Genomic DNA, 22,942 nt, shown 5'->3' with positions numbered 1-22,942 from the left:
GCCTCCCCGATTTCGTGCCTTTTTTACGGACTTCACGAGCAGGACCCCGATCATGACTACACCGCAAGAACTCAAAACCATCATTTCGCAAGGGCTGTTGTCTTTCCCCGTGACCGACTTCGACGCCAACGGTGAATTTCGGCCCGACACCTATGCGGCCCGCCTCGAATGGCTCGCGCCGTATGGCGCCAGTGCGCTGTTCGCCGCGGGCGGTACGGGCGAGTTCTTTTCGCTGACGAAGAGCGAATATGTGGACGTCATTCGAACGGCCGCCGAGACATGCAAGGGCAAGGTACCGATTCTCGCGGGCGCCGGCGGCCCCACGCGCGTCGCGATCGAGTATGCGCAGCAGGCGCAGCTTAACGGCGCTCAGGGCATCCTCTTGATGCCGCATTACCTAACCGAAGCGCCGCAGGAAGGGATCGCCGCGCACGTCGAGCAGGTTTGCAAGGCCGTGCCGAAGATGGGGGTGATCGTCTATAACCGGGCGAACTCGAAGCTGAACGCCGATAGGCTCGAGCAATTGGCCGATCGGTGCGAGAACCTGATCGGCTTTAAGGATGGCGTGGGCGAGATCGAGGCCATGGTCACGATCCGCCGCCGGCTCGGCGAGCGCCTCGCGTATCTTGGCGGACTGCCGACGGCGGAAGTGTACGCGGCAGCGTACAAGGCGCTCGGCGTGCCGGTGTACTCGTCGGCGGTATTCAATTTCATCCCGAAGACGGCCATGGCGTTCTATCGTGCCATCGCATTGGATGACCACGCCACCGTGGGCCGCCTGATCGACGAGTTCTTCCTGCCATATCTGAATATCCGCAATCGCTGCGCGGGATATGCCGTGAGTATCGTGAAAGCAGGGGCGAAGCTGGTCGGACGCGATGCGGGGCCCGTGCGAGCGCCGTTGATCGACTTGACCGACGAGGAAACGGCGCAGTTGGACGGACTGATCAGGAAGCTGGGGCCGCAGTAAGGACAGCGTCGTTCAGGCTTTCGTCGAGGTTCCGGCCTAGCGCGGCCTGCGCCACATCCGCAAGGGCCTTGCCGAGTACCGTGTGCTGATCGGCGTCGAGATGAATACCGTCTCGGCGGCTTGTCGTGGTAACCGCGCCCGCGTCGAAGCACAGGCATCCGTGCGATCGGGCGACTTCGCCGTACGCATCGGCCAGACCGGCGCAACGGCTTTCGCTGCCGAGGAACTTGGGCATGGCGGGGCCGTCGGGCACCTGGATGGCCGGCGGCACGACGATCAAGATGGCGGGCACAGGCATGCCGGGTTCGACAGGCGCACGGCGTATCGATTGAATCAGCGCGCCGATGCCCTGCGCCGAATCCCGCGCGGTATGGGGATGCATCGCCTGGAAATCGTTGGTGCCGAGCATCACGACGACCAAATCCAGCGGCGAGTGCATTTCGATGACCTGTTCGAGACCCGCGATGCCGTTGCGCCCGGGCTTGAAGGGATCGTCCCACACCGTCTTGCGGCCGTTCAGGCAGTTCTCGAACACGCGCGCCGCGATGCCTCGGGCTTGGAGTTGGTGTTCCATCACCCCGGGCCAGCGGGCGTCGAAGGGCAGGCGCCGACGCGTCCCGGGGATAATGCCCCAGGACAGCGAATCGGCGTAGACGAGGATCTGTTTCATGTCGAGCGTAGGTGTAAGCGTAGCGGGCGGGTGCCGGTCCGCTAGTAAACCATCTTCCCGAGTGCTAGCGCTAGGCATCTTCACCTCGCAGGCGGCCTTGGTTCGATTCGCGGTGAGAATTCGGTAAGTGAGGTTAAATGGCGAGTCGAGCACAGGGCTGACGGTAGCGAATGTCGAATGCCCCAGTGCGGATAGGCGTCGCGATGCGTTCGCGAGCCCGAAATCGCCCGATCGTGCCGAAAATCACGCTAGGGCCTCCCGTTTCTCTTCTGGAGCTTGTCATGCCACGTACCGTCGCCGAAAAACGCGCTGCCTTCCGTGCCTTGCACGCATCGAGCTGCTTCGTGTTGCCGAATCCCTGGGATACGGGCAGCGCGCGCTATTTGGCCAGCCTCGGCTTCCAGGCGGTGGCCACGACGAGTTCGGGGTTCGCGTGGTCGAACGGTCGTGCCGATAACCATGTGAGCCGCGAGGCCGTGCTAGCGCATTTGCAAACGATCGTGCAGGCCACGGATTTGCCGGTCAACGCCGACTTCGAAAACGGCTTCGGTGCGAATCCGGCTGAAGTTGCCGAGAGCGTCAAGCTGGCTGTTGCCACCGGTGTGGCGGGCCTATCGATCGAGGATTCCACCGGCAACGCCGGCTCGCCGGTCTTCCCGATCGAAGAGGCCGTGGCGCGGCTGACGGCCGCGCGTCGAGCGATCGACGAAAGCGGCGGCGACACGATGCTGATTGGCCGCGCGGAGAACTTCATCGTCGGCGTGCCCGATCTGCCCGATACGCTCGCGCGTCTAAAGGCGTACGCGCAAGCCGGTGCCGATTGCCTCTACGCGCCGGGCATCCAGAGCGCCGAGCAGATCGAGGCGGTGGTGCAGGCCGTGGCGCCAAAGCCCGTCAATGTGTTGATCGGTGCGAACTCGACCTTCACGCTCGAGGATCTCGCTGGCCTCGGCGTGCGTCGCGTGAGCGTGGGCGGTGCGCGCGCGCGGGCCGCGTGGGGTGGGTTCATGCGCGCGGCGCGCTCGCTCGTGCAAGGGCGGTTCGACGGGTTCGGCGATGCGGCGTCCGGCGCGCAGCTCAACGGTATTTTTGCGGACGACGCTCGCTGAAGCGAGAGGCGCGATCGGCGCCTCCCAGATGAACGCGCGCGCTGGTTAAAGCGCCCAAGCGTCGTCCCGTCGAGCGCGCACCGACCTTATTTCGCGATCTCCATCGAGAGCGGCAGCGCGGCGGCATTGGCGGCCTTCACCATCGCGTACTTCCCCTCGGCCGTTTTTTGAATCGGCGCGCACCATCGCTCCGTGACCGATTGCCATTCGATGTGGACGCAGTATTGGCCATCGTCCGAGACATGCCAATCGCCCCGGGCGGTGCTGGTCGTGCGCTTGCCCATCGGCAACGAAGCATTGGCGATCAAGGTGCCGTCCGGGTCGTTCGTCCAATTTCTCTGGGCGCCGCTGACGCCCGTGCTCGTGACCTTCGACCCCGGAACGATTTGCTGCAATTCGTCTTTCGAGAGCGGCGCATCCTGCGCGAAGGCCCCTGCGTTCAGTTGCGCGAGCAAAATGCCGAGAAGGACTGCATATCGTTTCATGTTTGCGTCTCCGGTTGGCATGGTCCGATGCTGATGTGAAGCCGCTTATTGACCGCCGTAGGTGTAACGACTCGCCGATCCCAGTGTTCGATACTCGAACTGGAACCGGCGACAGGCGCTTGACGCGCTCATGGCGGGAAATTGTGCGATGCCACACGGCGGATCGACTGTTGCCGACATCGCACTTGCCGCGAGGTTGATGCCGTTTTGGGCGCCGCCCGTTCCGCCCGATGCGGTGACGACGACATCGGCTGCGGCTTGCGAAGGATCGCAATTGGCGGTTCGCCGCGCGCCTAGTCAATGCCCGCCATACGGACGCGTCAAAATCTCGAGCAGATGGCCGCTTGGATCTTCGAAGTAAGCACCGTGGCCGCCGTCGCGCGTGTTGATTTCGCCTTCGTGCCGCTGGGCCGGATCGGCCCAATACCGCACGCCGCGCGCCTTGATTCGGTCCATGATGTCGGTGAACTCGGCTTCCCCGACGAGAAAGGCATAATGTTGAGGACTCGGCGGCTTATCGGCCTGTAGGAAGTCCATCGTCACGTCGTTGCTCAAATGAACCGTGAGGAACGGCCCGAACGGCGTCGCTTTAGGCAGCCCGAGGATGTCGGTGAGAAACGCGGCGGACACCGCCCGATCATGGGCGTAAACGATGGTGTGGTTCAAAGCGATGCTCATGGCTGCAGACCTCCCGATTCGAACGGTGCAGGAGCCGGCGCTCGTAGGCAGCGATGGGCCGATTGTACGCCGCCGCAGCCGCGGGCGTGCCGCGGTGCGACGACGTTCTCGGGACAGTTTCGACCGCTCGCGCGTCGCGGCAAACCGTTCGAGTACGCGAGCCCTATCGGGCGAGCGCCGCAGCTTGAATCGCACCGCCTAGCGCTGCATTGTCATAGCCGCGCCCGGCGATGCCCCACGCGCCATCGGCGGCATAGACGACATTGACCCACACGCGCTCCGGCACGATGCGGCCGCTCGACGAGCGCGCCACGATGTGGGTGGCGCGCTCGATGAAACGCCGCTTCGCATCGGGCGACGCCAGCGCGACCGCCGGCAGCTTCAATTCCACGAACGCCGCCTCGGCAGCCGCCCCGCCCGAGAAAATTCTGTTGCGCGGCAGCACGTTCAACGTGCCCACGACGTTCGGCACCATAAACGCGTTGTCTTGCAGCCCTTCGATGTCGAGTAACGTATCGGTCAGTTCGGCGAATACCTTCGCCTCGGCCGCGGCGTCGAAAACGCCTTCCGGCACGGTCAATGTGATCGGCATAGCAATACCTCCAGGTCGGTTGACAGGAACATGATATAAATAGCGATCGCTCTCTATAGAATACATATCAACTGCTCTCTATGCAATAGAGAGTGGGTGCTCTGTAAAAAATTTATGCGCTACTCGATCGAACACAAGCAAGAGACCCGGGAGCGGATCCTGGACGCCGCCGCGCGCCTTTTTCGGCGCGAGGGGTATGGCGGTTCCGGTATCGGCCCGCTGACTAAGGAAGCGGGCGTGACGAACGGCGCGTTCTACGGCCATTTCAAGTCGAAGAGCGAGGCGTTTCGTGCCGTGGTGCTGTCCGGCATGCAGCAACTGAAAGAGGCCATCGCAACGTTGAAGGCGGGGCAGGGCATGCATTGGCGCCGTCCGTTCATCGCCTTCTACCTCGGCCAGCGCCGAACCTGCAACATCGACGAAAGCTGTGCACTCGTCAGCCTTTCGCCCGAGGTCATGAGGGCGGACGACGAGACACGCGACGCTTACGAAAAGATACTGGCGTCCATCGTCGACGAGGTGTCGTCGGGGCTCGGCGACCTGCCCGGCGACGACCACGACGACCGTGCCATCGCGCTTTTGTCGCTGTTGGCGGGTGGTGTTACGCTAGCGCGCGCCGTGCGCGATCCGGCCTTGTCGGAACGTATCGCACATGCGGTCAGTCGCTACGCGAGCGCATTGACGGAGCCGCCGCCGCACGATTGACCGCCGTCGCACAGGGCTTGGCGACGTTGCTTATAGAGGGCAGCGTGAGTAACAGGGCATCGACTCACAGGGCATCGACTTGCCCGCTGCCGAAAACAACAAGAGAGAAACCAGAGAAGAAATGAAAAAACTACGCACGCTACTTCCGGTATTCCTGTCCGCATTCGTCGCGTTAATCGCGGTGAACGCGGGCTATGCGTTCGCCGCATCCACGCCACCGGCCGAATTCGTCGTGGATGTTCCCGAGGAATTTTTCGCTGCCTCGATCGCAAGCGTCGGAGACGGACGTTATTGCGTGTCGGGCTACATCTTCCATGACGACGTTCCGAACAACAGTGCAATGGTCGTGCTCGTCGACGCTCACGCCCGGCGCGTGCTTTGGAAGACGGACATCCCCTATGCCAAGGATCATTACGAGAACTCCAGTGTCGACTGCGTTCGCAGCGGCGAGTTCTACTACGTCCTCACCCAGGAGCGGACGGACTCCCTCGAAGCGCAAAGCGACACCTTGTTAGTCATGAGCAAGATTTCGTCGGCGGGCAAACTGCTGAAGAGCCAGCGCGTCGATGTCGGCAGGGATGTCTGGCCGAATCTGTTCCAAGCCGGGCCCGAAGGGCTGTCGCTCGTCGGCGGCGCAAGTACCGATTCGATCGATCGCGGGGGCAAGCGAAGCCTGTTCGTTGCCCACTTCGATCGAGACCTCTCGCGCACGCAACTTGTCGTGTTGCCGACCGGTGCCTTTTGGGATCCGAGTTACGCGAAGCTCGACGGCACAAGTTTGACGATTGCCGGCGGCTTCCTGCCGAACGAGCATGCGAAGGGGGCCGCTAACGAAGGGTATGCCGTTTCCAAGATCGATCTGAGCCGAGCACGATACGTGTGGTCGACGTTCGTCGCGCCACCGAACCGACAAGCGCAAGGGGCAGTGTCGCTGCCCGATGGCAGCATGGCTTATGTGGGCGTCGGCGACGATCGTTTGCTCCTGTCCGTGATCGACGCCTCCGGGCATGTCGCGCGGCGGCTGTCTGCGCCACGGACAATATGCAGCGTGGATGCCCTGGGCGTGAAAGACGGGAAGGTGCAGATCGTGGGTACGCGTTGCGGCGAGACGCATTCGATGTTGCTGCTCGACATCGATCCGACGAGCGGTACGGTCTTGGCGTCAAGGGATATCGGCGACGGCGCGGGGGCCGTGTCGTTCGATGACGATGCCGTGTGGATGTTCGTCGGCAAGCCCGGTAGCGATCGCAAGCTGTTTCGGCGTGTCGCGCGTTGAGTACGTTGCCGAACAGGCAGCGCCGCGCCCGTAAGAGGAATATCGGCAAATTCCGCGCGGTGAAGATGTTCTGCAGCAACAGTTACAAGTTTGAAATACGCCTATCGGACACGCCGCGCTATAGTTCGTCCCAACCACGCTACGTATTCGAAGGTGTCACCATGAAATCGCTTGTTTCCATCGTTTCGTTGGCCGTCGGCGCGCTTGCGATCGGCGCCTCCACCTCGGCGATGGCGAGGGTGGACATCGGCGTCAACATCGGTATTCCGGCACCGGTTTACGTCGCGCCCGCGCCCGTTTATGCACCGCCTCCGCCGCCGCCCGTCATTTATCAGCCGGCGCCCGTCTATATGGCGCCCGCGGTCGTGATCGGCTGGCATGGCGACCGCTATTGGGACGGCCGCCGGTGGTGGGACCGCGACGAATGGGGCCACCGCGGCTGGGATCACGACCGAGGCTGGGATCACGGTCGGGGGCACGGCTGGGGCCACGAACATGGCCACGGCCACGGCGACGACTGATCGCGCCGAGCGTCGACCTTAACGGCTGGAAAGCAGCATAGAAGCCGTTCGACGAGAGCCTTCCCGGCACGCGCTCGAGAAAAACAAAACCGCCTGGGCGTGCGCCGCAGGCGGTTTTGCTTGATGGGTGCCTCGGGCACTCATGCTCGCCGCGTTCGAGCCGCGAGCAAGGCGTAGGCGCGAATCGCGAAGCGCTGTGTGTGTGGCTTCTTACTCGGCCGCTTCTGGGAGCATGCCGCCGACGACGGTGCTGAAGCCGCTATCGACGTGCATGATCTCGGCCGTCACGCCGCTGGCGAGATCCGACAGCAAGAACGCGGCGGCGTTACCCACTTGCTCGATCGTCACGTTGCGCTTGAGCGGCGCATTGTGTTCGACGAAATCGAGGATCTTGCCGAAGCCTTTGATGCCGCTGGCGGCCAGCGTCTTGATCGGGCCTGCCGAAATGGCGTTCACGCGGGTGCCCTTGGCGCCGAGCGAGCCGGCCATATAGCGCACGCATGCTTCGAGTGCGGCCTTGGCGACGCCCATCGTGTTGTAGTTCGGAATGACTTTTTCGGCGCCCAGGTACGACAGCGTCAGCAGCGAGGCGTTCTCCGACAGCAGCGGCAGCGCGGCTTTGGCCAGAGCGGGGAAGCTGTAAGCCGAGATGTCGTGCGCGATGCGGAAGTTCTCGCGCGTCATGCCGTCCAGAAAGTCGCCTGCGATCGCTTCGCGCGGCGCGAAACCGATCGAGTGCACGAGGCCGTCGAGCTGGGGCCAATGCTGGCCCAGCGAGGCGAAGAGCGCGTCGATCTGCGCGTCGTCGGCGACGTCGCACGGAAACACGAGTTCGCTGCCGAATTCAGCGGCGAATTCGGTGATCCGGTCTTTGAAGCGATCGCCGACGTACGTGAAAGCGAGTTCGGCGCCTTCGCGCTTACAGGCTTGCGCGATGCCGTAGGCGATCGAGCGGTTCGACAGCAGACCGGTCAGCAAAATGCGTTTTCCAGCGAGAAAGCCCATGAATTCTCCTAGCGTTATCGGTGCCTCGCGCCGCGCGCGCGAAGCGCGGCGCGGCGGCGGCGGGTACGGTTTGGGTAGAATTCTCTCACATTGCCACTTCCGATCCCCCGATGAAGGCGAAGACGACCTTGGATACCCCGCTCGATGCGCGTCAGTGCCACCCGTGGCGCATCGGGTATTGGCTGTTGGCGTGTTGCTTCGCCGGCGCGTTCGGCGCATTCGGTGCGGCGTCGCCCGCTGATGCCGCCTATGCGATTGCACAATTCGGCGAGCCGAAGTACCCAAGCGGCTTCCAGCACTTCGACTACGTGAATCCCGATGCGCCTAAAGGCGGCACGCTGGTCTTGTCCAATCCGAGCCGGCTCACGAGCTTCGACAAGTTCAATCCGTTTACGCTGCGCGGCAATGCCGCGCCGGGCCTCGGGATGTTGTTCGAGAGCCTGACGACTGGCAGCCTGGATGAAGTCGCATCGGCATACGGCCTGCTGGCCGACGATATCCGCATTGCGCCCGATCGCATGTCGGTCACGTTTCACATCAATCCGCGCGCGCGTTTTTCGAACGGCGATCCGGTCACGGCGAAAGACGTCAAGTACTCGTTCGATACGCTCAAGAGCCCGCAAGCCGCGCCGCAGTTCGCCTTGTTCTACGGCGACATCGTGCGCGCGGTCGTTGTCGATCCGGCCACGATCCGCTTCGAGTTCCGCCAACCGAATCGCGAGCTGCCGTTGATCGCGGGCGCCATTCCCGTGTTCTCGCACAAGTGGGGGCTAAACCCCGACGGCACGCACGTGCCGTTGGATCAACTGGCGTTTCAGCAGCCGATCGGCAGCGGCCCATATCTGATCGATCATTACGACGACGGCCATACGATCACGTACCGGCGCAATCCGTCGTACTGGGGCGCATCGCTGCCGGTACGCGTGGGGACGAACAACTTCGATCGGATCACCTACAAGCTCTATGCAGACAGCACCGCTCGGCTCGAGGCCTTCAAGGCAGGCGAGTACGATGCGCTCGTCGAGTACGTGTCGCGCAATTGGGTGCGCCGCGACGTGGGTAAGCGCTTCGACGACGGCGAACTCGTCAAGCGCGAGTTTCGACAGCACAACGGCGCGGGGATGCAAGGTTTCGTGATGAACTTGCGGCGTCCGTTGTTCCAAGACGTGCGGGTGCGCAAGGCACTGGATTTGGCGTTCGACTTCCAATGGCTGAATCGGCAATTGTTCTTCGGCGCCTATACTCGGCTCGACAGCTACTTCGCGGACAGCCCGCAGCAGGCAACCGGCATGCCGAGCGCCGGCGAACTGTCGATTCTCGATCCGTTGCGCGCGCAACTCGATCCGGCCGTGTTCGGGCCAATGACGGTGCAGCCGGATACCGATCCCCCGGGTTCGTTACGCGCCAATCTGCTGAAGGCGCGCGCGCTGCTGGCCGAGGCGGGTTGGCACTATCGCGACGGGGCCTTGCGCAACGAAAAAGGGCAGCCCTTCGCCTTCGAAATTCTCGACGATTCCGGGCAGAGCGCGGCGATCGCGCCGATCGTCGGCGCTTATACGCACAACTTGAAGAAGCTCGGCATCGACGCGACTTACCGGGCGGTCGATTTCGCGCTGATCCAAAAGCGCTACGACTCGTTCGACTTCGACATGACGATGCTGCGCTATCCCGAAGTGCAAGTGGCCGGTACGGAGCAACTGTCGCGCTTCGGCAGCCGATCGGCCGACGAACAAGGTTCGGACAATCTGATGGGCTTGAAGTCGCCGGCGGTCGATACGATTTTGCATACGTTGGTGCGCGCGCAAACCAAGGATCAATTGCTCGATGCGACCCGGGCGCTCGATCGCGTGCTCATGCACGGCTACTATGTCGTGCCGCAGTGGTACAGCGCCACGCATCGTGTGGCCTACTCGCGCACCTTGCGGTATCCGGCAACGCTGCCGCTGTACTATTCGGCGGAAGATTGGATCGTATCGACGTGGTGGCGTGCGCCATCGCCGCCGGGTAGCGACGCCGCCGCGGCGCACTGAGGGTGCAATGACGGCGCAATGACGGTGCGCTGACATTGACGTCGCAAGGGTCGAACCTCGGCGCGCCACGGGCGACTTGCTATCTGGCTTTTTGCTATTGCTACCGGCTCATCCACAGGGGCTCGCAGATGTGGAGCTATATCCTCAAACGATTGCTGCTCATGATCCCGACGCTGCTCGGCGTGTTGACGGTCACGTTCGCCGTCATCCAGTTCGTGCCCGGCGGGCCTGTCGAGCAAGCCGTCTACGAATTGCGCAAAGGCGCGACGCAGGAAGGGCAGGCACCGCCGTTCGGCCTGCGCGCGCACACGGGCGTCGACGCACAGCAGCTCGCTCAGCTCAAGGCGCTCTACGGCTTCGATAAGCCGCCGCTCACGCGCTATTGGCTGATGTTGTCGCGCTTTGCCCGTTTCGATCTGGGGCAGAGCTATTTCCATCACCAGAGCGTGTGGTCGCTCGTCGTATCGAAGCTGCCCGTCTCGATCAGCATCGGGTTGTGGACGTTCTTTCTCACATACTTGATCTCGATTCCGCTCGGCATCGCCAAGGCGGTGCGCAACGGCTCGACATTCGATGTCGCGACAAGCCTCGTCGTGCTCGTCGGTTACGCGATTCCGGGCTTCGTGCTCGGCGTGTTGCTGCTCGTGCTGTTCGGCGGCGGCACGTTCTTACAGATCTTCCCGCTGCGCGGCTTGGTGTCCGACAACTTTTCGCAATTGAGCCCGCTCGGCAAAGTCGTGGATTACCTGTGGCACATCGCGCTGCCCGTGACCGCTTCGGTCGTCGGCAGTTTTGCCGTCGTGACGATGCTGACCAAGAACGCATTTCTCGACGAGATCAAGAAGCAATACGTGTTGACGGCGCGCGCCAAAGGCTTGAGCGAAAAGCGCGTGCTGTGGAAACATGTGCTGCGTAATGCAATGCTGCCGCTCGTGGTCGGATTTCCGGCCGCGTTCATCGGGGCGTTCTTCACGGGCAGCCTGCTGATCGAAACGCTGTTTTCGCTCGACGGTCTCGGGCTGCTGTCGTACGAATCGGTCGTACGGCGCGATTATCCCGTCGTGCTCGGCACGCTCTATCTCTTCACACTGATCGGGCTCGCCACGAAGCTCATCTCGGACCTTTGCTACGTCTGGGTCGATCCTCGTATTCAATTCGAACGACTGGAGCGCTAACGTTGAGTCAAGTTCGCCCCCGAACCGGTGCCGATGCCGTGGCGCGCAGCGCTTTGCACAGCGCGCTGGCTTCGCCCTCGCCGATGCGCCGTGTGTGGCAGCGCTTCAAGGCCCAGCGGCTCGGCTATTGGAGCCTCGTGCTGTTCGTCGTCGCGTTCGCGGCGAGCCTGGCGGGGCCGCTCTGGTCGAACGACAAGCCGCTCGTCGTCCGTTACGACGGCCACTACTACTTCCCGATCGTGAAGGACTATGCGGAGACGACCTTCGGCGGCGATTTCCCGACGCCGGCCGATTACCTCGATCCCTACGTCCAGCATCGTCTGACGCTGCCGGGCAATTTCGCGATCTATCCGCCCAATCGCTACTATTACGACACGCTGAATTATTTTTCGCGCGAGCCGAACCCGGCACCGCCTTCGCACGGCAATTGGCTCGGTACCGATGCGCAAGGGCGCGACGTGTTCGCGCGGCTGCTGTACGGCTTTCGCGTATCGGTCGAATTCGCTCTTGTGCTGACGCTGATCGGCAGCGTCATCGGCATCGTCGCGGGCGCCGTGCAAGGGTATTTCGGCGGCCGCATCGACATCGTCGGGCAACGCCTCATCGAAATATGGAGCGCCTTGCCGGAGCTGTATTTGCTGATCATCTTCGCGTCGATCTTCGAGCCTAGCTTCCTGTTGCTGATCGTTTTGTTGTCGCTGTTCGGCTGGATCGGCTTGTCCGACTACGTCCGGGCCGAGTGCCTGCGCAACCGTAACCAAGATTATGTGCGCGCCGCGCGCGCGATCGGGCTGTCGAACTGGCAGATCATTTGGCGCCACGTCCTTCCCAACAGCATGACGCCCGTCATCACGTTCTTGCCGTTCCGGATGAGCGGCTCGATTCTCGCGTTGACGAGTCTCGATTTTCTGGGTTTGGGCGTGCCGGCGCCCACGCCGAGCCTCGGCGAATTGCTTTCCGAAGGCAAAGCGAATCTCGATGCCTGGTGGATCTCGTTGTCGACGTTCGGGGTGCTCGTCGTCACGCTGCTGTTGCTGACATTCATGGGCGATGCGCTGCGAAACGCGCTCGATACGCGGATCGCCGATGCGATGCGCGCAGGAGGCAACCAATGAGCGCACCCTCCGTCGGGCGCGAGGTGGTGGATACGCCGCACGCACCGCTGCTCGAACTCGACCATTTGCGGGTAACCTTCGGCGACACGGTCGCCGTCGACGATTTGACGTTCGCGATCGGGCAGGGCGAGCGCGTCGCCCTCGTCGGCGAATCGGGTTCGGGCAAGACGGTGACCGCCTTGGCCATTCTGCGCTTGCTGCGCGATGCGCAGGTGGCCGGCGCGATCCGTTTTGCGGGGGAAGCGCTGCTCGGTAAAAGCGAACGCGCGATGCAGGGCCTGCGCGGCTCGGAAATCGCCATGATCTTTCAGGAGCCGATGACGGCGCTCAATCCGCTGTTTTCGGTGGGCGAGCAGATCGCCGAAACGATCGTCGCGCACGAGGGCGTGTCGCCGCAACAAGGCCGCGTGCGCGCCGTCGAACTGCTCGCGCGCACGGGTATCGCGCAGCCCGAGAAGCGGGTGCTCAGCTACCCGCACCAGCTATCGGGCGGGCAGCGCCAACGCGCGATGATCGCGATGGCGCTTGCGTGCCGTCCGCGCCTGTTGCTGGCCGACGAGCCGACCACCGCCCTCGACGTCACGATCCGCGCCCAGATTGTCGACTTGCTCCTCGACATTCAGCGAGCCGAAGCGCAAAAGCGCGGCATGGCGGTCCTACTCATTACGCACGACCTCAATCTCGTGCGCCGCTTCGCCCAGCGCGTCGCCGTGATGGAGCACGGGGTACTTGTCGAAAGCGGTCCGGTCGAGCGCATCTTCGACGCGCCGCAGCACCCCTATACGCAGCGGTTGATCGCCAGCCGCCCGCAGCGCCGCGTGACGCCGGTGTTGCCGATCGCGCCCGTGTTGCTCGATGCGCGCGACGTATCGGTGTCGTTTGCGACGAAGATGCCCGGCATGCGCGGCTGGTTTCGATCGGGACGCTTCGATGCCGTGTCCGACGCCACCTTGAACGTGCGGCAGGGCGAGACGCTCGGGATCGTCGGCGAATCCGGCTCGGGCAAATCGACGCTGGCCATGGCGCTGCTTGGGCTGCAGCGCACGGCACGCGGCGCCATCGAATTTCAAGGCAAGCCGCTTGGGCGCTATCGGGGACGCGAGCGGACGGCGCTGCGCTCGAACATGCAGGTCGTCTTTCAAGACCCATTCAGCTCGCTTTCGCCGCGCCAGACGATCGAGCGCATCGTCGGCGAGGGGCTGGCATTGCACCGGCCGCAGCTCGACGCGGCTGCCCGCCGAGAGAAGGTGATCGCGGCATTGCGGGAAGTAGGGATCGATCGAACGGCGTTGGCGCGCTATCCCCACGAATTCTCGGGCGGGCAGCGGCAACGCATCGCGATTGCCCGCGCGCTGGTGCTCGAGCCGCGTTTATTGGTGCTCGATGAGCCGACGAGCGCACTCGACGTCTCGATTCAACAGCAGGTTCTGACCCTGCTTACGACACTCCAGCACAAGTACAACTTGGGTTTTGTCTTCATTAGCCATGACCTGGCGGTGATCGGCGCGATGTCGCACCGGGTGGCCGTCATGCAAAACGGTGCGATCGTCGAAACGGGCGACGTCGAAAAAATCTTCTCCAATCCGGCCCATCCGTATACGCGAAAACTCTTGGAAGCGAGTCTGCAAGAGTGAATCGCGGCAATTGTGACGGTACCCCGATTGTTTTTTTTAATTTGTTTTGACATTCGGTTGCATCGTGGCTAGTATCGTCCAAACTTTCCGCAGTTCACTCGCAATCCACTGATTCTTAAGCAAAACCTACCGACCAATGCAGCACCGATATTTTGCCCAGGCTTGTACGCGCGTCGTCGCCGGCATGTTCATTGGCGTGTTGATGACGGCAAGCGCCGGCGCTTTCGCCGACGAAACGAACAGTTCGCAGCAATCCGCTTCTCCCGCATCGGCTCAGATCGAGTCGAATGCGTCGTCCTCTTCTCTTTCGTCCCCCAGCGTCACGAGCGACACCAGCACGAGCGGCCGCGCCAAGGCGTTCTTGTCCGGCGTCGCGGGTAAGGCCGGCGATGTCGTCGTCGGCGCGCTGAACATGATCGGCGTCCGCTATCGCTGGGGCGGCAGCTCGCCCGATTCGGGGCTCGATTGCAGCGGGTTCGTGCGCTACGTGTTTCAAGACACGCTGGGTATGGCCCTGCCGCGTCGCGCCGAAGAGATGAGCCGTGTTGGAGAAAAGGTCCAGATGGCCGATTTGAAACCGGGCGATCTCGTCTTCTTCAATACGATGCGTCGCACGTTCTCGCACGTCGGCATCTACATCGGCGGCAACAAGTTCGTGCATTCGCCTTCCACGGGCAGCACGATCCGCGTCGACGATCTCGACGACGGCTATTGGGAAAAGCGCTTCACGGGCGCACGTCGGATCGAGACGGCCTTCCCGGTTAAAGCCGAGGATCTGCGCAAGCGCGTGAGTGCGACCATCGGCGGCGAAGGCGCGGCCGGCGGCGACGCAGGCCGCGTCGGCAGCAACTGACCTACGCGATAGGCCGTCCGCGATCGGCCGGCATCGGCGGTCGCCAGTCCCAGTAAAACGAAGCCCGCTCGAGAGCGGGCTTTGTGCTTTTCTTCGCCGATACGCGTCGACGCGCGCCGACGATTAGGCTGCGGCGGCCGTTCCCGCACGCCGCTCCGCGAGCTTGCGTTCCAACTCCGGATAGAGCTTCGAGACGGCGGCTTCGCCGGCCAGAATCGCTTCGTTGCGATGGGCGAAATCGGCGCCGCTCATGGCGGAGAGGGCCGGGCGAATGACGAAGTCGGCATATCGCTCGAGTTCGTATGTCTTGATCGTTTGACCCATGATCGTGAACGTCTGTAGCAGGACGTCGAACGAGCTGGTCGTTTTCGCCGTTTCGGGATCGGCCGAGATGTCGACGGCGATCACGAAGTCGGCGCCCATCTTGCGCGCGAACGAAGCCGGCACGGGGCTCACGAGTCCGCCGTCAACATATTCGTGTCCGCCGATTTTGACCGGCTCGAAGATCGAAGGCACGCTGCTCGAGGCGCGCACCGCAATGCCCGTATCGCCGCGTTGGAAGAGGATCGGCTGGCCGCTGCGAAGGTCGGTGGCGACGATGCCGAGCGGCTTGGCCATCTTTTCGATCGGCCGATGGTGCAAGGTCGTATCGACATAATTCTGCAGTGCGACGCCTTGCAGGAAACCGCGCGTGCGAAACGGCATGGCCCAATCGCTGATCGACGCTTCGTCCATTGTCAACGCGAGCTTATTGATCTGCAGGCCGCTCATGCCCGAAGCGTAGAGCGCGCCGACCACGGAGCCTGCGCTCGTGCCGCAGACGATGTCGATTTGGACGCCGCGCGCTTCGAGCGCCTTGATCACGCCGATATGGGCGAAGCCGCGTGCGGCGCCGCCGCCCAAGGCGAGCCCGATGCGAAGGGGCTTGGGCGGAGCGGCCGGCGGCCGGGTCGGCGTGGCGTTCGATTCGGAAGAGGTGCGTGTGGCCGGCGAGGCGCAGGCCGCGAGCAGGGCCGATGCACAGGCAATGGAAAAGCCGCGGCGGGTGAGTCGAGGGGAAGACGTTTTCAAGTTATCTCCAGCAGCGCGTCGAAAGCGACGGGCATCGATGCGCCGGGTACGGACCAGTCGGCCCGGCCGGCACGCCGCGCGGGACGCGGCGCGCGCACATCATACGGCAAAGCGATCGCGCGCGGCTGAGCCCTTCCTCGGCTTTCGCCGCGTGCTGTCGAGCGGGCGTGCGAGGCAGGGCGGCGGGTATAATTGCGGTCTATTTCTCTTCGCTCGACGGCATGCAGCTTCGTTTCGTGCCGTCGAACTAACGACGCTATCTATGACCACCGTCCGTACCCGTTTCGCTCCGAGTCCCACCGGGTTCATCCACCTCGGCAACATCCGCTCCGCGCTTTATCCGTGGGCGTTCGCGCGCAAAATGCAAGGCAAGTTCATCCTGCGTATCGAGGATACGGACGTCGAACGCTCCACGCCCGAATCGGTCAATGCGATTCTCGAAGGCATGGCGTGGTTGGGTCTGAACTTCGACGAAGGTCCGTTCTATCAAATGCAACGGATGGACCGGTATCGCGAAGTCGTGGCGCAGATGCTCGAGCAAGGCCTCGCGTATCGCTGCTATATGTCGATGGAAGAACTCGAGGCATTGCGCGAGCGCCAGCGCGAGGCTGGCGAAAAGCCGCGCTACGACGGCACCTGGCGCCCCGAGCCGGGCAAGACGCTGCCGACACCGCCGGCCGGTGTCGAGCCCGTGATTCGCTTCAAGAATCCGATCGGCGGGGTGGTGGCATGGGACGACGCCGTCAAAGGGCGCGTGGAAATCTCGAACGACGAGCTGGACGATTTGGTGATCGCGCGGCCCGACGGTACGCCGACGTATAACTTCTGTGTCGTCGTCGACGATCTCGATATGCGCATCACGCACGTGATCCGCGGCGACGATCACGTGAACAACACGCCGCGTCAGATCAACATCTTGCGCGCGCTCGGCGGTCAGACGCCTGTCTACGCCCACTTGCCGACGGTGCTCAACGAAGCGGGCGAGAAGATGAGCAAGCGGCACGGGGCGATGAGCGTGATGGGTTATCGCGATGCCGGCTACTTGCCCGAAGCCGTGCTCAACTATCTGGCGCGCTTGGGCTGGTCGCACGGCGACGCGGAAGTGTTCTCGCGCGAGCAGTTCATCGAATGGTTCGATCTCGACCACCTCGGCAAGTCGCCCGCGCAATACGATCACAACAAGCTGAACTGGCTGAACAACCACTACATCAAGGAAGCCGACAATGCGCGCCTGGCGCAGTTGGCTCAGCCGTTCTTCGCCGAGATCGGCATCGACGAGGCCGCGCTCGCGCAAGGCCCCGATGCGGCGGCGGCGATCGGGCTCATGAAGGATCGTGCGAACACTCTCAAGGAGATCGTCGAGAATGCGGCGATGTTCTATCGCACGCCGGCACCGGAGCCCGAGGCGGTGGCGCAGCACGTGACCGATGCGGTGCGTCCCGCGCTTGGCGAACTGGCTGCTGCGCTGCGCGGCTGCGAGTGGACGAAGGAGGCGATTGCCGCTGCGTTGAAGGCGACGCTCGCGGCGCACAAGCTCAAGATGCCGCAGCTTGCGATGCCTGTCCGCTTGCTGGTGGCCGGTACGACGCATACGCCTTCGATCGATGCCGTGCTTGTCTTGTTCGGGCGCGAGCGTGTGGTGAGCCGGATCGAAGCCGCGCTTGCCGCCTAACGAGCGAGTCCTTCGAAGGTCGTTTCGCAAAAATCTGCAAAAAGATCGACGAAGGGTATTTACAAGTCAGAAAGAGGTCCATATAATCTCATTTCTGTTCTGCAAGGGGGTATAGCTCAGCTGGGAGAGCGCTTGCATGGCATGCAAGAGGTCAGCGGTTCGATCCCGCTTACCTCCACCAAAAAGCAGACAGTCTCAAAGAAAAGCTCTGGATTCCAGGGCTTTTTCTTTTTTTGCGGTCCGTAGATTGACCCAGCATTCCCGCATGTTCCTGTCGCCGCCGATCACGGGCGAGGCGTGTCCATTTGGTTTCGGGAAAATGCAGATAGTGCGTCGTACAGCGTTAGCGCGACGCCTATTCCTAAACCCGCCGCGAAGACCGCTGTTGCCATAGCGATTGTCCCAGTCGAGAGCATCATGGATGCGATTGGGACGACGGACAGAATGACGACGTTGTTGAGCGTCTCGGCAGTTGCCAGAACCACGCCCTTGTCGTGACCCGAACGTTCGGCCAGTACGGTGGTAGCGGAGGGGGCGCCGGCCCCGAGGGCAGCACCCCACGCCGCCAAACAGAGGAGCGCGCCGATTACCGGCAGCGACACAAGATAGAACGCGCCAACGGAAGCGAATAGCAGGCTCGTCACGACGGTCAGCGAACGCTCCTCGCTGCCGGTCAGCCGGCGTAGATTGCCGGCCGACAGATTGCCGATCGCGAGCCCGATGCCGAATGTTGTCACGCTCATCCCGACATGAGCGACGTCGAGCTGGTAGCGCTGCCGCAACACCTCGCCCGACAGCAAAAATGCAGACACACCCGTTCCATTCCATAAGCCTTTCGCGAGCAGTGGGCGAGTGACGCTCGGGTTGCGGAGCCACCTGAAGCCGTGGGTTTCGCACATCACGGCGGTGGAGTGGCGTTTCGGCAAGGCCGCGGTACCGATCAGGAACGCGACGATGCAGCCGACCGACATCAACAGGAACGGTGCTCGCCAGCCGACCCACCCTGTCAGCAGACCCGCTATCGCGGGGCCGAACGCGACGCCGAATGTCATGCCCAGCATGACGGTCCCCATCGCGGACGCATGGCGCTCGCGCGGCACGACGTCGGAAATCAGCGCGAACGAGACCGGAATGATGATTGCCGACGCGAGACCGCCGAAAATCCGCAGCGCTATCGCGATGCCGAGCGTCGGCGAGAGCGCGATGCCGACGCCGTCAATCGCGAACGATAGCAACGCGATCAGCAGGAGACGGCCACGATTGATCCGGTCCGATAGATAGCCGAGGAAGGGCGCCGCGACGGCATAGGCGAACGCGTAACTCGAGATCAGCCAGGCGATGCTAACCGAGTCGGCGCCGAACGCGACGCTAAGCGGATTTAGCATCGCAGACAGCATGAACTCGCTCGCGCCGACAAAGAACACCGACATCGAGAGAACGGCCAACAGCATGCGATCGTTGTCTGCGCTGGCAATGGCTTCTGGTGATGACACGTCTTGTCCTATAAGAATTCGAAATCGATGGAACATAGGTTCGCGAGGAAGACTCTTCGGCGCTGTTGGAATGCCGTCGGGGAGGAGGATCGATCGGAGATCTCATTCTCCGAACCGCCCACCTTCCCGATTGCGCAGTACCCATTCCCTGAACGCAACGATTTTCGGTTCGCTTTGCCTGTCTTGCGGATAGACAAGATAGTAGGCAAATGCCTCGATGTACTTCGAGTCGAGCAACTGAATCAGCGAGCCGTCCTTAAGCTCATTGGCGACCATCGCAGCCGGTAGCAATCCCACGCCTTGACCCGACTGAATCGCTTTCAGAAGCAGGCCTGTGTCGTTGAACGATGGCCCGCGCATCGGTTTGCTGTCCTCGACGCCATGAGCGGCGAACCATAGGCTCCATCCTTTGCGCTGCGCGTCGTGCACTTTGGGCCAGTCGAGCAGGTCGCAAGGCGCGCTCGGCCGCGCGCGGCTTTCGGCGAGCGAGGGTGCCGCAACCGCCACCGTCTCGACCGTCGCGACGCGATCGCTATGCAGCCCCGGATAGCGGCCGAGACCATGCCTCACGGCCACGTCGATCCCGTCCCGGGAGAAATCCGCCAACGTATTGCTTGCGACGATCTGAAGATCGATCTCGGGATGCTCGCTTTGAAACGACTTCATGCGGGGCACGAGCCATGCCGATGCGAAGAACGGCGTGACGCCGACGGTCAACACACCCGTATCGACGGCGAGGGCAACCCGGCGCGACGCTTCCGCGATTTGACGAAAGGCATTGCGGATCGACGGTAAATACTCGCGGCCGGCATCGGTTAGGTACAGGCCACGCGTTACGCGATCGAACAGCTTCACGCCCAGATGGCGCTCCAAATTCTTGAGCATCTGACTGACTGCGCCCGGCGTCACGCACAGTTCCTCCGCAGCCATCTTCACGGAAAGGTGGCGCGCGACGGCCTCGAATGCCTTGAGCGCGTTCAACGGTGGAATGCGATCTTTCATGAGTGAGAAAAACTAAATCGTAACGAGCAGAAACGCTGGTTTGTTCGCTGGCATGAACGAGCATAACATCTGCGAAAAGGTGATGAAACGATTGGGTTGATGTTGCTCATACTCGTATATGGATGAGCAATTCTAATCCGTAACGAACGAGACGCTGCGCTGTGGCCAATGACGCCTCGCAGTGGGGAAAGGATGAAATGACGGTTGATGCGACAGACTTGGCTTTGCGCGAGCTGATCGAAGTTGGGCAGATGATCGCCGCGGGCGATGTCACCTCGTATCAGGTGACGCAAGCGCAACTCGAGCGCATTGAGCGGTTCGATGGGCACTTGCATGCCTACGTGCAAGTGCTGGCGGACACGGCCCTCGCGCAAGCCGCTGCCGCCGACAAGGAGCGGGCGGCGGGCGTTCGCCGCGGTCCCCTTCACGGCGTACCGATCGCGGTCAAGGATCTATGTTGGATCGAAGGTGTGCCGACGGCAGCCGGCATGGCGATTCATCGCGATTTCGTTCCATCGACGGACTCGACCGTCGTACGCCGACTGAAGGAGGCAGGCGCCGTCCTGATCGGCAAAACGCAACTCACGGAGGGCGCGTATTCCGACTACCATCCGTCCGTTACGCCGGTCGTCAACCCCTGGAACGAGACGTATTGGGCCGGCATCTCGTCGAGCGGTTCCGCTGTGGCGACCGCAGCCGGCCTTTGTTACGGAGCGATCGCGTCCGACACTGGTGGATCGATCCGCTGGCCCTCGGCGGCAAACGGCGTGACGGGGTTAAAGCCGACCTGGGGGCGCGTGAGCCGCCACGGCGTGTTCGAACTTGCGCCTTCGTTGGATCACATTGGGCCGATCGCGCGTTCTGCCGCGGACGTCGGCGCGCTGCTCGCCGCCATTGCAGGTTCCGATGCGCGCGACCCAACTGCCGCGGTTGCGCCGGTACCGGATTACCTCGCCGCCGCCTCGATCGGCATCGCGGGGATGCGTGTGGGTTTCGATCCGCACGGCAATAGTGACGGCGTCGATCTCGACATCCAGGCGGCGCTGGCGGCGGCTTTGCAAACGTTCCGCGATCTCGGCGCCAGGATCGTCGAAATCGAATGGCCCGATGCCACTCGGATCGTTCAGGACTGGCCAACCCACTGCGCCGTGGAAGCCGCCGTTGCGCACGAAGCTTATTATCCGGCGCACAAGACGAGCTACGGCCCGATTCTTTCGCGAGTAATCGAAGCCGGAGCGGCCGTGTCCGGCGTCGATTATCAAAAGATCCTGCTTCGGCGCGCGGCGTATCGGGGCCGTGTGGAAGCATTGTTTTCCACGGTCGACGCGGTGCTGGCACCCGTTCATCCTTTCGCGCCGCTCACCTTGTCGAGCATTGCGACGCTAGGCGCCCAGCCAGGCCTCGTCGCGGCGCTGCAACGGTATACGTGTCCGTTCAACATGAGCGGTCATCCCACGCTGACGTTTCCGGCTGGGCGCGCTCGGGACGGCATGCCGGTCGGCTTGCAATTGATTGCTGCCCACTTCGACGAGCTTGCACTGCTGCGTGCGGGCATCGCGTATCAGAGCGCTACGTGCTGGCATCGACAGCATCCGACGTTGCCCGAGCACCGTTCGACTGCAGGAGGCCATCGATGAATTTTGTCGCCCGCTCCGAAGCAAATCGATTTTACGGATGGTTCGTCGTGGCCGCGGCTTTCGTCATTACGCTCGTCGGCTTTGGAAGCGCCTATACCTTCAGCTCGTTCGTCGGACCGCTACAGCGAGAATTCGGCGCCTCGCGCGGCTCGGTGTCGCTGGTGTTTTCGCTTGCCGGGTGTCTTTACTTCGCGCTCGGCGTCGTTTCAGGACCCATCGCCGACCGTTGGGGCGTGCGCAAGCTCGCCGCAATCGGGATGGGGCTGGTCGGGCTAGGTCTCATCCTCGCGGCGCGATCCCATACGCTGCGGCAAGTCTATGTCGCCTATACCCTCGGCATCGGAATCGGTGTGGGGTGCGCCTACGTTCCGACGCTCGGTGCGGTGCAACGCTGGTTCGTCAAGCGCCGCGGCCTGGCCTCCGGACTGGCTGTCAGCGGCATCGGAGTCGGCACGCTCGTCATGCCGCCGCTTGCTAGTTGGCTAATCGCCAACTTCGCATGGCGCGGCGCATACCTCGCGCTCGGCATCGTTGCTATCGGGTTGGGTGTCGGGGCTGCGCTCCTCATGGAGAACGATCCGGGCTCGCGCGGACAGCATCCCGACGGCCGACAGGCCGGTGCGCAAGCGCCGGAAACCCTGCGGGAAGGCTTGTCCGTACGCGAGGCTTTGCGGACCGCACGATTTCGCGGCCTATACCTGGGATGCTTGGTCGGTTCGGTGGGCGTGTTCGTGCCGTTCGTGCATCTCGTGCCGTATGCGACCGATCGCGGCATACGCGTCGGTACGGCGGTCTGGCTCTTGGGCGCGATCGGCATCGGCAGCACGTTCGGCAGGTTCTTGCTCGGAAATGTAGCGGACCGAATCGGCCGAGGGCGGTTCCTTGTCTCCATGTATGTCGGCATGGCGGCTTCGCTTGCGATTTGGGCCTTCGGCGGGACGCCGGTACCGTTATTCGCCTTTGCTCTGACCTTCGGCCTTTTCTATGGCGGATGGGTGGCTATCCTGCCGGCGGTCGCAGCCGATTGCTTCGGCGCAAAGCACCTCGGTGCCATCATCGGCGCACTTTATACGAGCGTGGCGATCGGAACGCTGATCGGGCCCAGCAGCGCGGGGTTCATCTACGATTTCACGCACCGCTACGCGTGGGCGATCGCCATTAGCGCCGCCTCGTCAGGCGTGGCGGCCGTCGTCACCGCTATGGCCTTGAAGGTTTCTCGATAGCCGCCGCACCGCGTCCCCTCCCTCCG

Annotated in this window: 21 protein-coding genes and 1 tRNA gene; 14 read left to right on the top strand and 8 right to left on the bottom strand. The window is 62.8% G+C overall.

What is annotated here, in order from left to right; all coding sequences use genetic code 11:
* The first annotated feature begins 52 nt into the window (after window positions 1-52).
* Window positions 53-970, top strand: a complete 918-nt coding sequence (gene kdgD, locus ACTHN9_RS03830; RefSeq protein WP_440535416.1) for a 5-dehydro-4-deoxyglucarate dehydratase — start codon at window positions 53-55, stop codon at window positions 968-970.
* Here kdgD and ACTHN9_RS03825 read toward each other — a convergent pair.
* Window positions 948-1,640, bottom strand: a complete 693-nt coding sequence (locus ACTHN9_RS03825; RefSeq protein WP_440535415.1) for an SGNH/GDSL hydrolase family protein — start codon at window positions 1,638-1,640, stop codon at window positions 948-950. The two genes, kdgD and ACTHN9_RS03825, sit on opposite strands and share 23 nt — an antisense overlap.
* A gap of 281 nt (window positions 1,641-1,921) precedes the next feature.
* Here ACTHN9_RS03825 and ACTHN9_RS03820 point away from each other — a divergent pair, with 281 nt between their 5' ends.
* Window positions 1,922-2,749 (top strand): isocitrate lyase/PEP mutase family protein, encoded by an 828-nt coding sequence (locus ACTHN9_RS03820; protein WP_440535414.1) that lies wholly within the window; start codon window positions 1,922-1,924, stop codon window positions 2,747-2,749.
* Between the two features lie 86 nt (window positions 2,750-2,835).
* Here the strand turns inward: ACTHN9_RS03820 and ACTHN9_RS03815 are convergent, their stop codons facing one another.
* From ACTHN9_RS03815 to ACTHN9_RS03805, 3 genes are all read right to left on the bottom strand, one after another.
* A complete protein-coding gene (locus tag ACTHN9_RS03815) occupies window positions 2,836-3,234 on the bottom strand; it encodes a DUF995 domain-containing protein (RefSeq protein ID WP_440535413.1) in 399 nt (132 codons plus the stop codon).
* Between the two features lie 297 nt (window positions 3,235-3,531).
* Entirely contained in the window at window positions 3,532-3,912 is a 381-nt protein-coding gene (locus tag ACTHN9_RS03810) for a VOC family protein (protein WP_440535412.1), read from the bottom strand.
* Between the two features lie 163 nt (window positions 3,913-4,075).
* The gene (locus tag ACTHN9_RS03805) at window positions 4,076-4,504 is read right to left on the bottom strand and encodes a tautomerase family protein (RefSeq protein WP_440535411.1); all 429 of its coding nucleotides are present in this window, start codon (window positions 4,502-4,504) and stop codon (window positions 4,076-4,078) included.
* A gap of 114 nt (window positions 4,505-4,618) precedes the next feature.
* Between ACTHN9_RS03805 and ACTHN9_RS03800 the strand changes: the two genes are divergently transcribed.
* From ACTHN9_RS03800 to ACTHN9_RS03790, 3 genes are all read left to right on the top strand, one after another.
* Window positions 4,619-5,209 (top strand): TetR/AcrR family transcriptional regulator, encoded by a 591-nt coding sequence (locus tag ACTHN9_RS03800; protein ID WP_440535410.1) that lies wholly within the window; start codon window positions 4,619-4,621, stop codon window positions 5,207-5,209.
* A 121-nt stretch (window positions 5,210-5,330) separates the two neighbouring features.
* Complete coding sequence (locus ACTHN9_RS03795) at window positions 5,331-6,485, top strand: YncE family protein (RefSeq protein ID WP_440535409.1); 1,155 nt, start codon at window positions 5,331-5,333, stop codon at window positions 6,483-6,485.
* Between the two features lie 161 nt (window positions 6,486-6,646).
* On the top strand, window positions 6,647-7,006 hold the full coding sequence (locus ACTHN9_RS03790; RefSeq protein WP_440535408.1) for a hypothetical protein: 360 nt from the start codon (window positions 6,647-6,649) through the stop codon (window positions 7,004-7,006).
* A 210-nt stretch (window positions 7,007-7,216) separates the two neighbouring features.
* Here the strand turns inward: ACTHN9_RS03790 and fabI are convergent, their stop codons facing one another.
* A complete protein-coding gene (fabI, locus tag ACTHN9_RS03785) occupies window positions 7,217-8,011 on the bottom strand; it encodes an enoyl-ACP reductase FabI (RefSeq protein WP_440535407.1) in 795 nt (264 codons plus the stop codon).
* A gap of 110 nt (window positions 8,012-8,121) precedes the next feature.
* Between fabI and ACTHN9_RS03780 the strand changes: the two genes are divergently transcribed.
* The 5 genes from ACTHN9_RS03780 (at window position 8,122) to ACTHN9_RS03760 (ending at window position 14,818) form a co-directional block, all read left to right on the top strand.
* Entirely contained in the window at window positions 8,122-10,041 is a 1,920-nt protein-coding gene (locus ACTHN9_RS03780; RefSeq protein WP_440535406.1) for an extracellular solute-binding protein, read from the top strand.
* A 128-nt stretch (window positions 10,042-10,169) separates the two neighbouring features.
* A complete protein-coding gene (locus ACTHN9_RS03775; protein ID WP_440535405.1) occupies window positions 10,170-11,216 on the top strand; it encodes a microcin C ABC transporter permease YejB in 1,047 nt (348 codons plus the stop codon).
* 83 nt (window positions 11,217-11,299) lie between these two features.
* The gene (locus ACTHN9_RS03770; protein ID WP_440535433.1) at window positions 11,300-12,331 is read left to right on the top strand and encodes an ABC transporter permease; all 1,032 of its coding nucleotides are present in this window, start codon (window positions 11,300-11,302) and stop codon (window positions 12,329-12,331) included.
* Window positions 12,328-13,965, top strand: coding sequence for an ABC transporter ATP-binding protein (locus tag ACTHN9_RS03765; RefSeq protein WP_440535404.1), 1,638 nt, complete (start codon window positions 12,328-12,330; stop codon window positions 13,963-13,965). Before ACTHN9_RS03770 ends, ACTHN9_RS03765 begins: the two co-directional genes overlap by 4 nt.
* Before the next feature lie 136 nt (window positions 13,966-14,101).
* Complete coding sequence (locus tag ACTHN9_RS03760; RefSeq protein ID WP_440535403.1) at window positions 14,102-14,818, top strand: C40 family peptidase; 717 nt, start codon at window positions 14,102-14,104, stop codon at window positions 14,816-14,818.
* Window positions 14,819-14,941: 123 nt separating this feature from the next.
* On the opposite strand, the gene ACTHN9_RS03755 is transcribed toward ACTHN9_RS03760, so the two are convergent.
* On the bottom strand, window positions 14,942-15,889 hold the full coding sequence (locus tag ACTHN9_RS03755) for a patatin-like phospholipase family protein (RefSeq protein ID WP_440535402.1): 948 nt from the start codon (window positions 15,887-15,889) through the stop codon (window positions 14,942-14,944).
* A 262-nt stretch (window positions 15,890-16,151) separates the two neighbouring features.
* On the opposite strand from ACTHN9_RS03755, the gene gltX reads away from it, so the two are divergent.
* Together gltX and ACTHN9_RS03745 are read left to right on the top strand one after the other, a co-directional pair.
* The gene (gltX, locus tag ACTHN9_RS03750; RefSeq protein WP_440535401.1) at window positions 16,152-17,561 is read left to right on the top strand and encodes a glutamate--tRNA ligase; all 1,410 of its coding nucleotides are present in this window, start codon (window positions 16,152-16,154) and stop codon (window positions 17,559-17,561) included.
* A gap of 105 nt (window positions 17,562-17,666) precedes the next feature.
* Window positions 17,667-17,742: transfer RNA gene (locus tag ACTHN9_RS03745), tRNA-Ala, on the top strand.
* A gap of 103 nt (window positions 17,743-17,845) precedes the next feature.
* Here the strand turns inward: ACTHN9_RS03745 and ACTHN9_RS03740 are convergent.
* Together ACTHN9_RS03740 and gcvA are read right to left on the bottom strand one after the other, a co-directional pair.
* On the bottom strand, window positions 17,846-19,054 hold the full coding sequence (locus ACTHN9_RS03740) for an MFS transporter (RefSeq protein ID WP_440535400.1): 1,209 nt from the start codon (window positions 19,052-19,054) through the stop codon (window positions 17,846-17,848).
* Window positions 19,055-19,156: 102 nt separating this feature from the next.
* A complete protein-coding gene (gcvA, locus tag ACTHN9_RS03735) occupies window positions 19,157-20,056 on the bottom strand; it encodes a transcriptional regulator GcvA (RefSeq protein ID WP_440535399.1) in 900 nt (299 codons plus the stop codon).
* A 197-nt stretch (window positions 20,057-20,253) separates the two neighbouring features.
* Here gcvA and ACTHN9_RS03730 point away from each other — a divergent pair, with 197 nt between their 5' ends.
* Both ACTHN9_RS03730 and ACTHN9_RS03725 read left to right on the top strand, forming a co-directional pair.
* Window positions 20,254-21,693, top strand: a complete 1,440-nt coding sequence (locus tag ACTHN9_RS03730; RefSeq protein WP_440535432.1) for an amidase — start codon at window positions 20,254-20,256, stop codon at window positions 21,691-21,693.
* Entirely contained in the window at window positions 21,690-22,916 is a 1,227-nt protein-coding gene (locus ACTHN9_RS03725; protein WP_440535398.1) for an MFS transporter, read from the top strand. The genes ACTHN9_RS03730 and ACTHN9_RS03725 overlap by 4 nt, the downstream gene beginning before the upstream one ends.
* Window positions 22,917-22,942: the final 26 nt, after the last annotated feature.

The organism is Trinickia sp. (assembly GCF_051953405.1).
Classification (GTDB): Bacteria; Pseudomonadota; Gammaproteobacteria; order Burkholderiales; family Burkholderiaceae; genus Trinickia.
The sequence above is the reverse complement of the archived record's forward strand: the minus strand, read 5'-3'. Positions and strand labels throughout refer to the sequence as shown.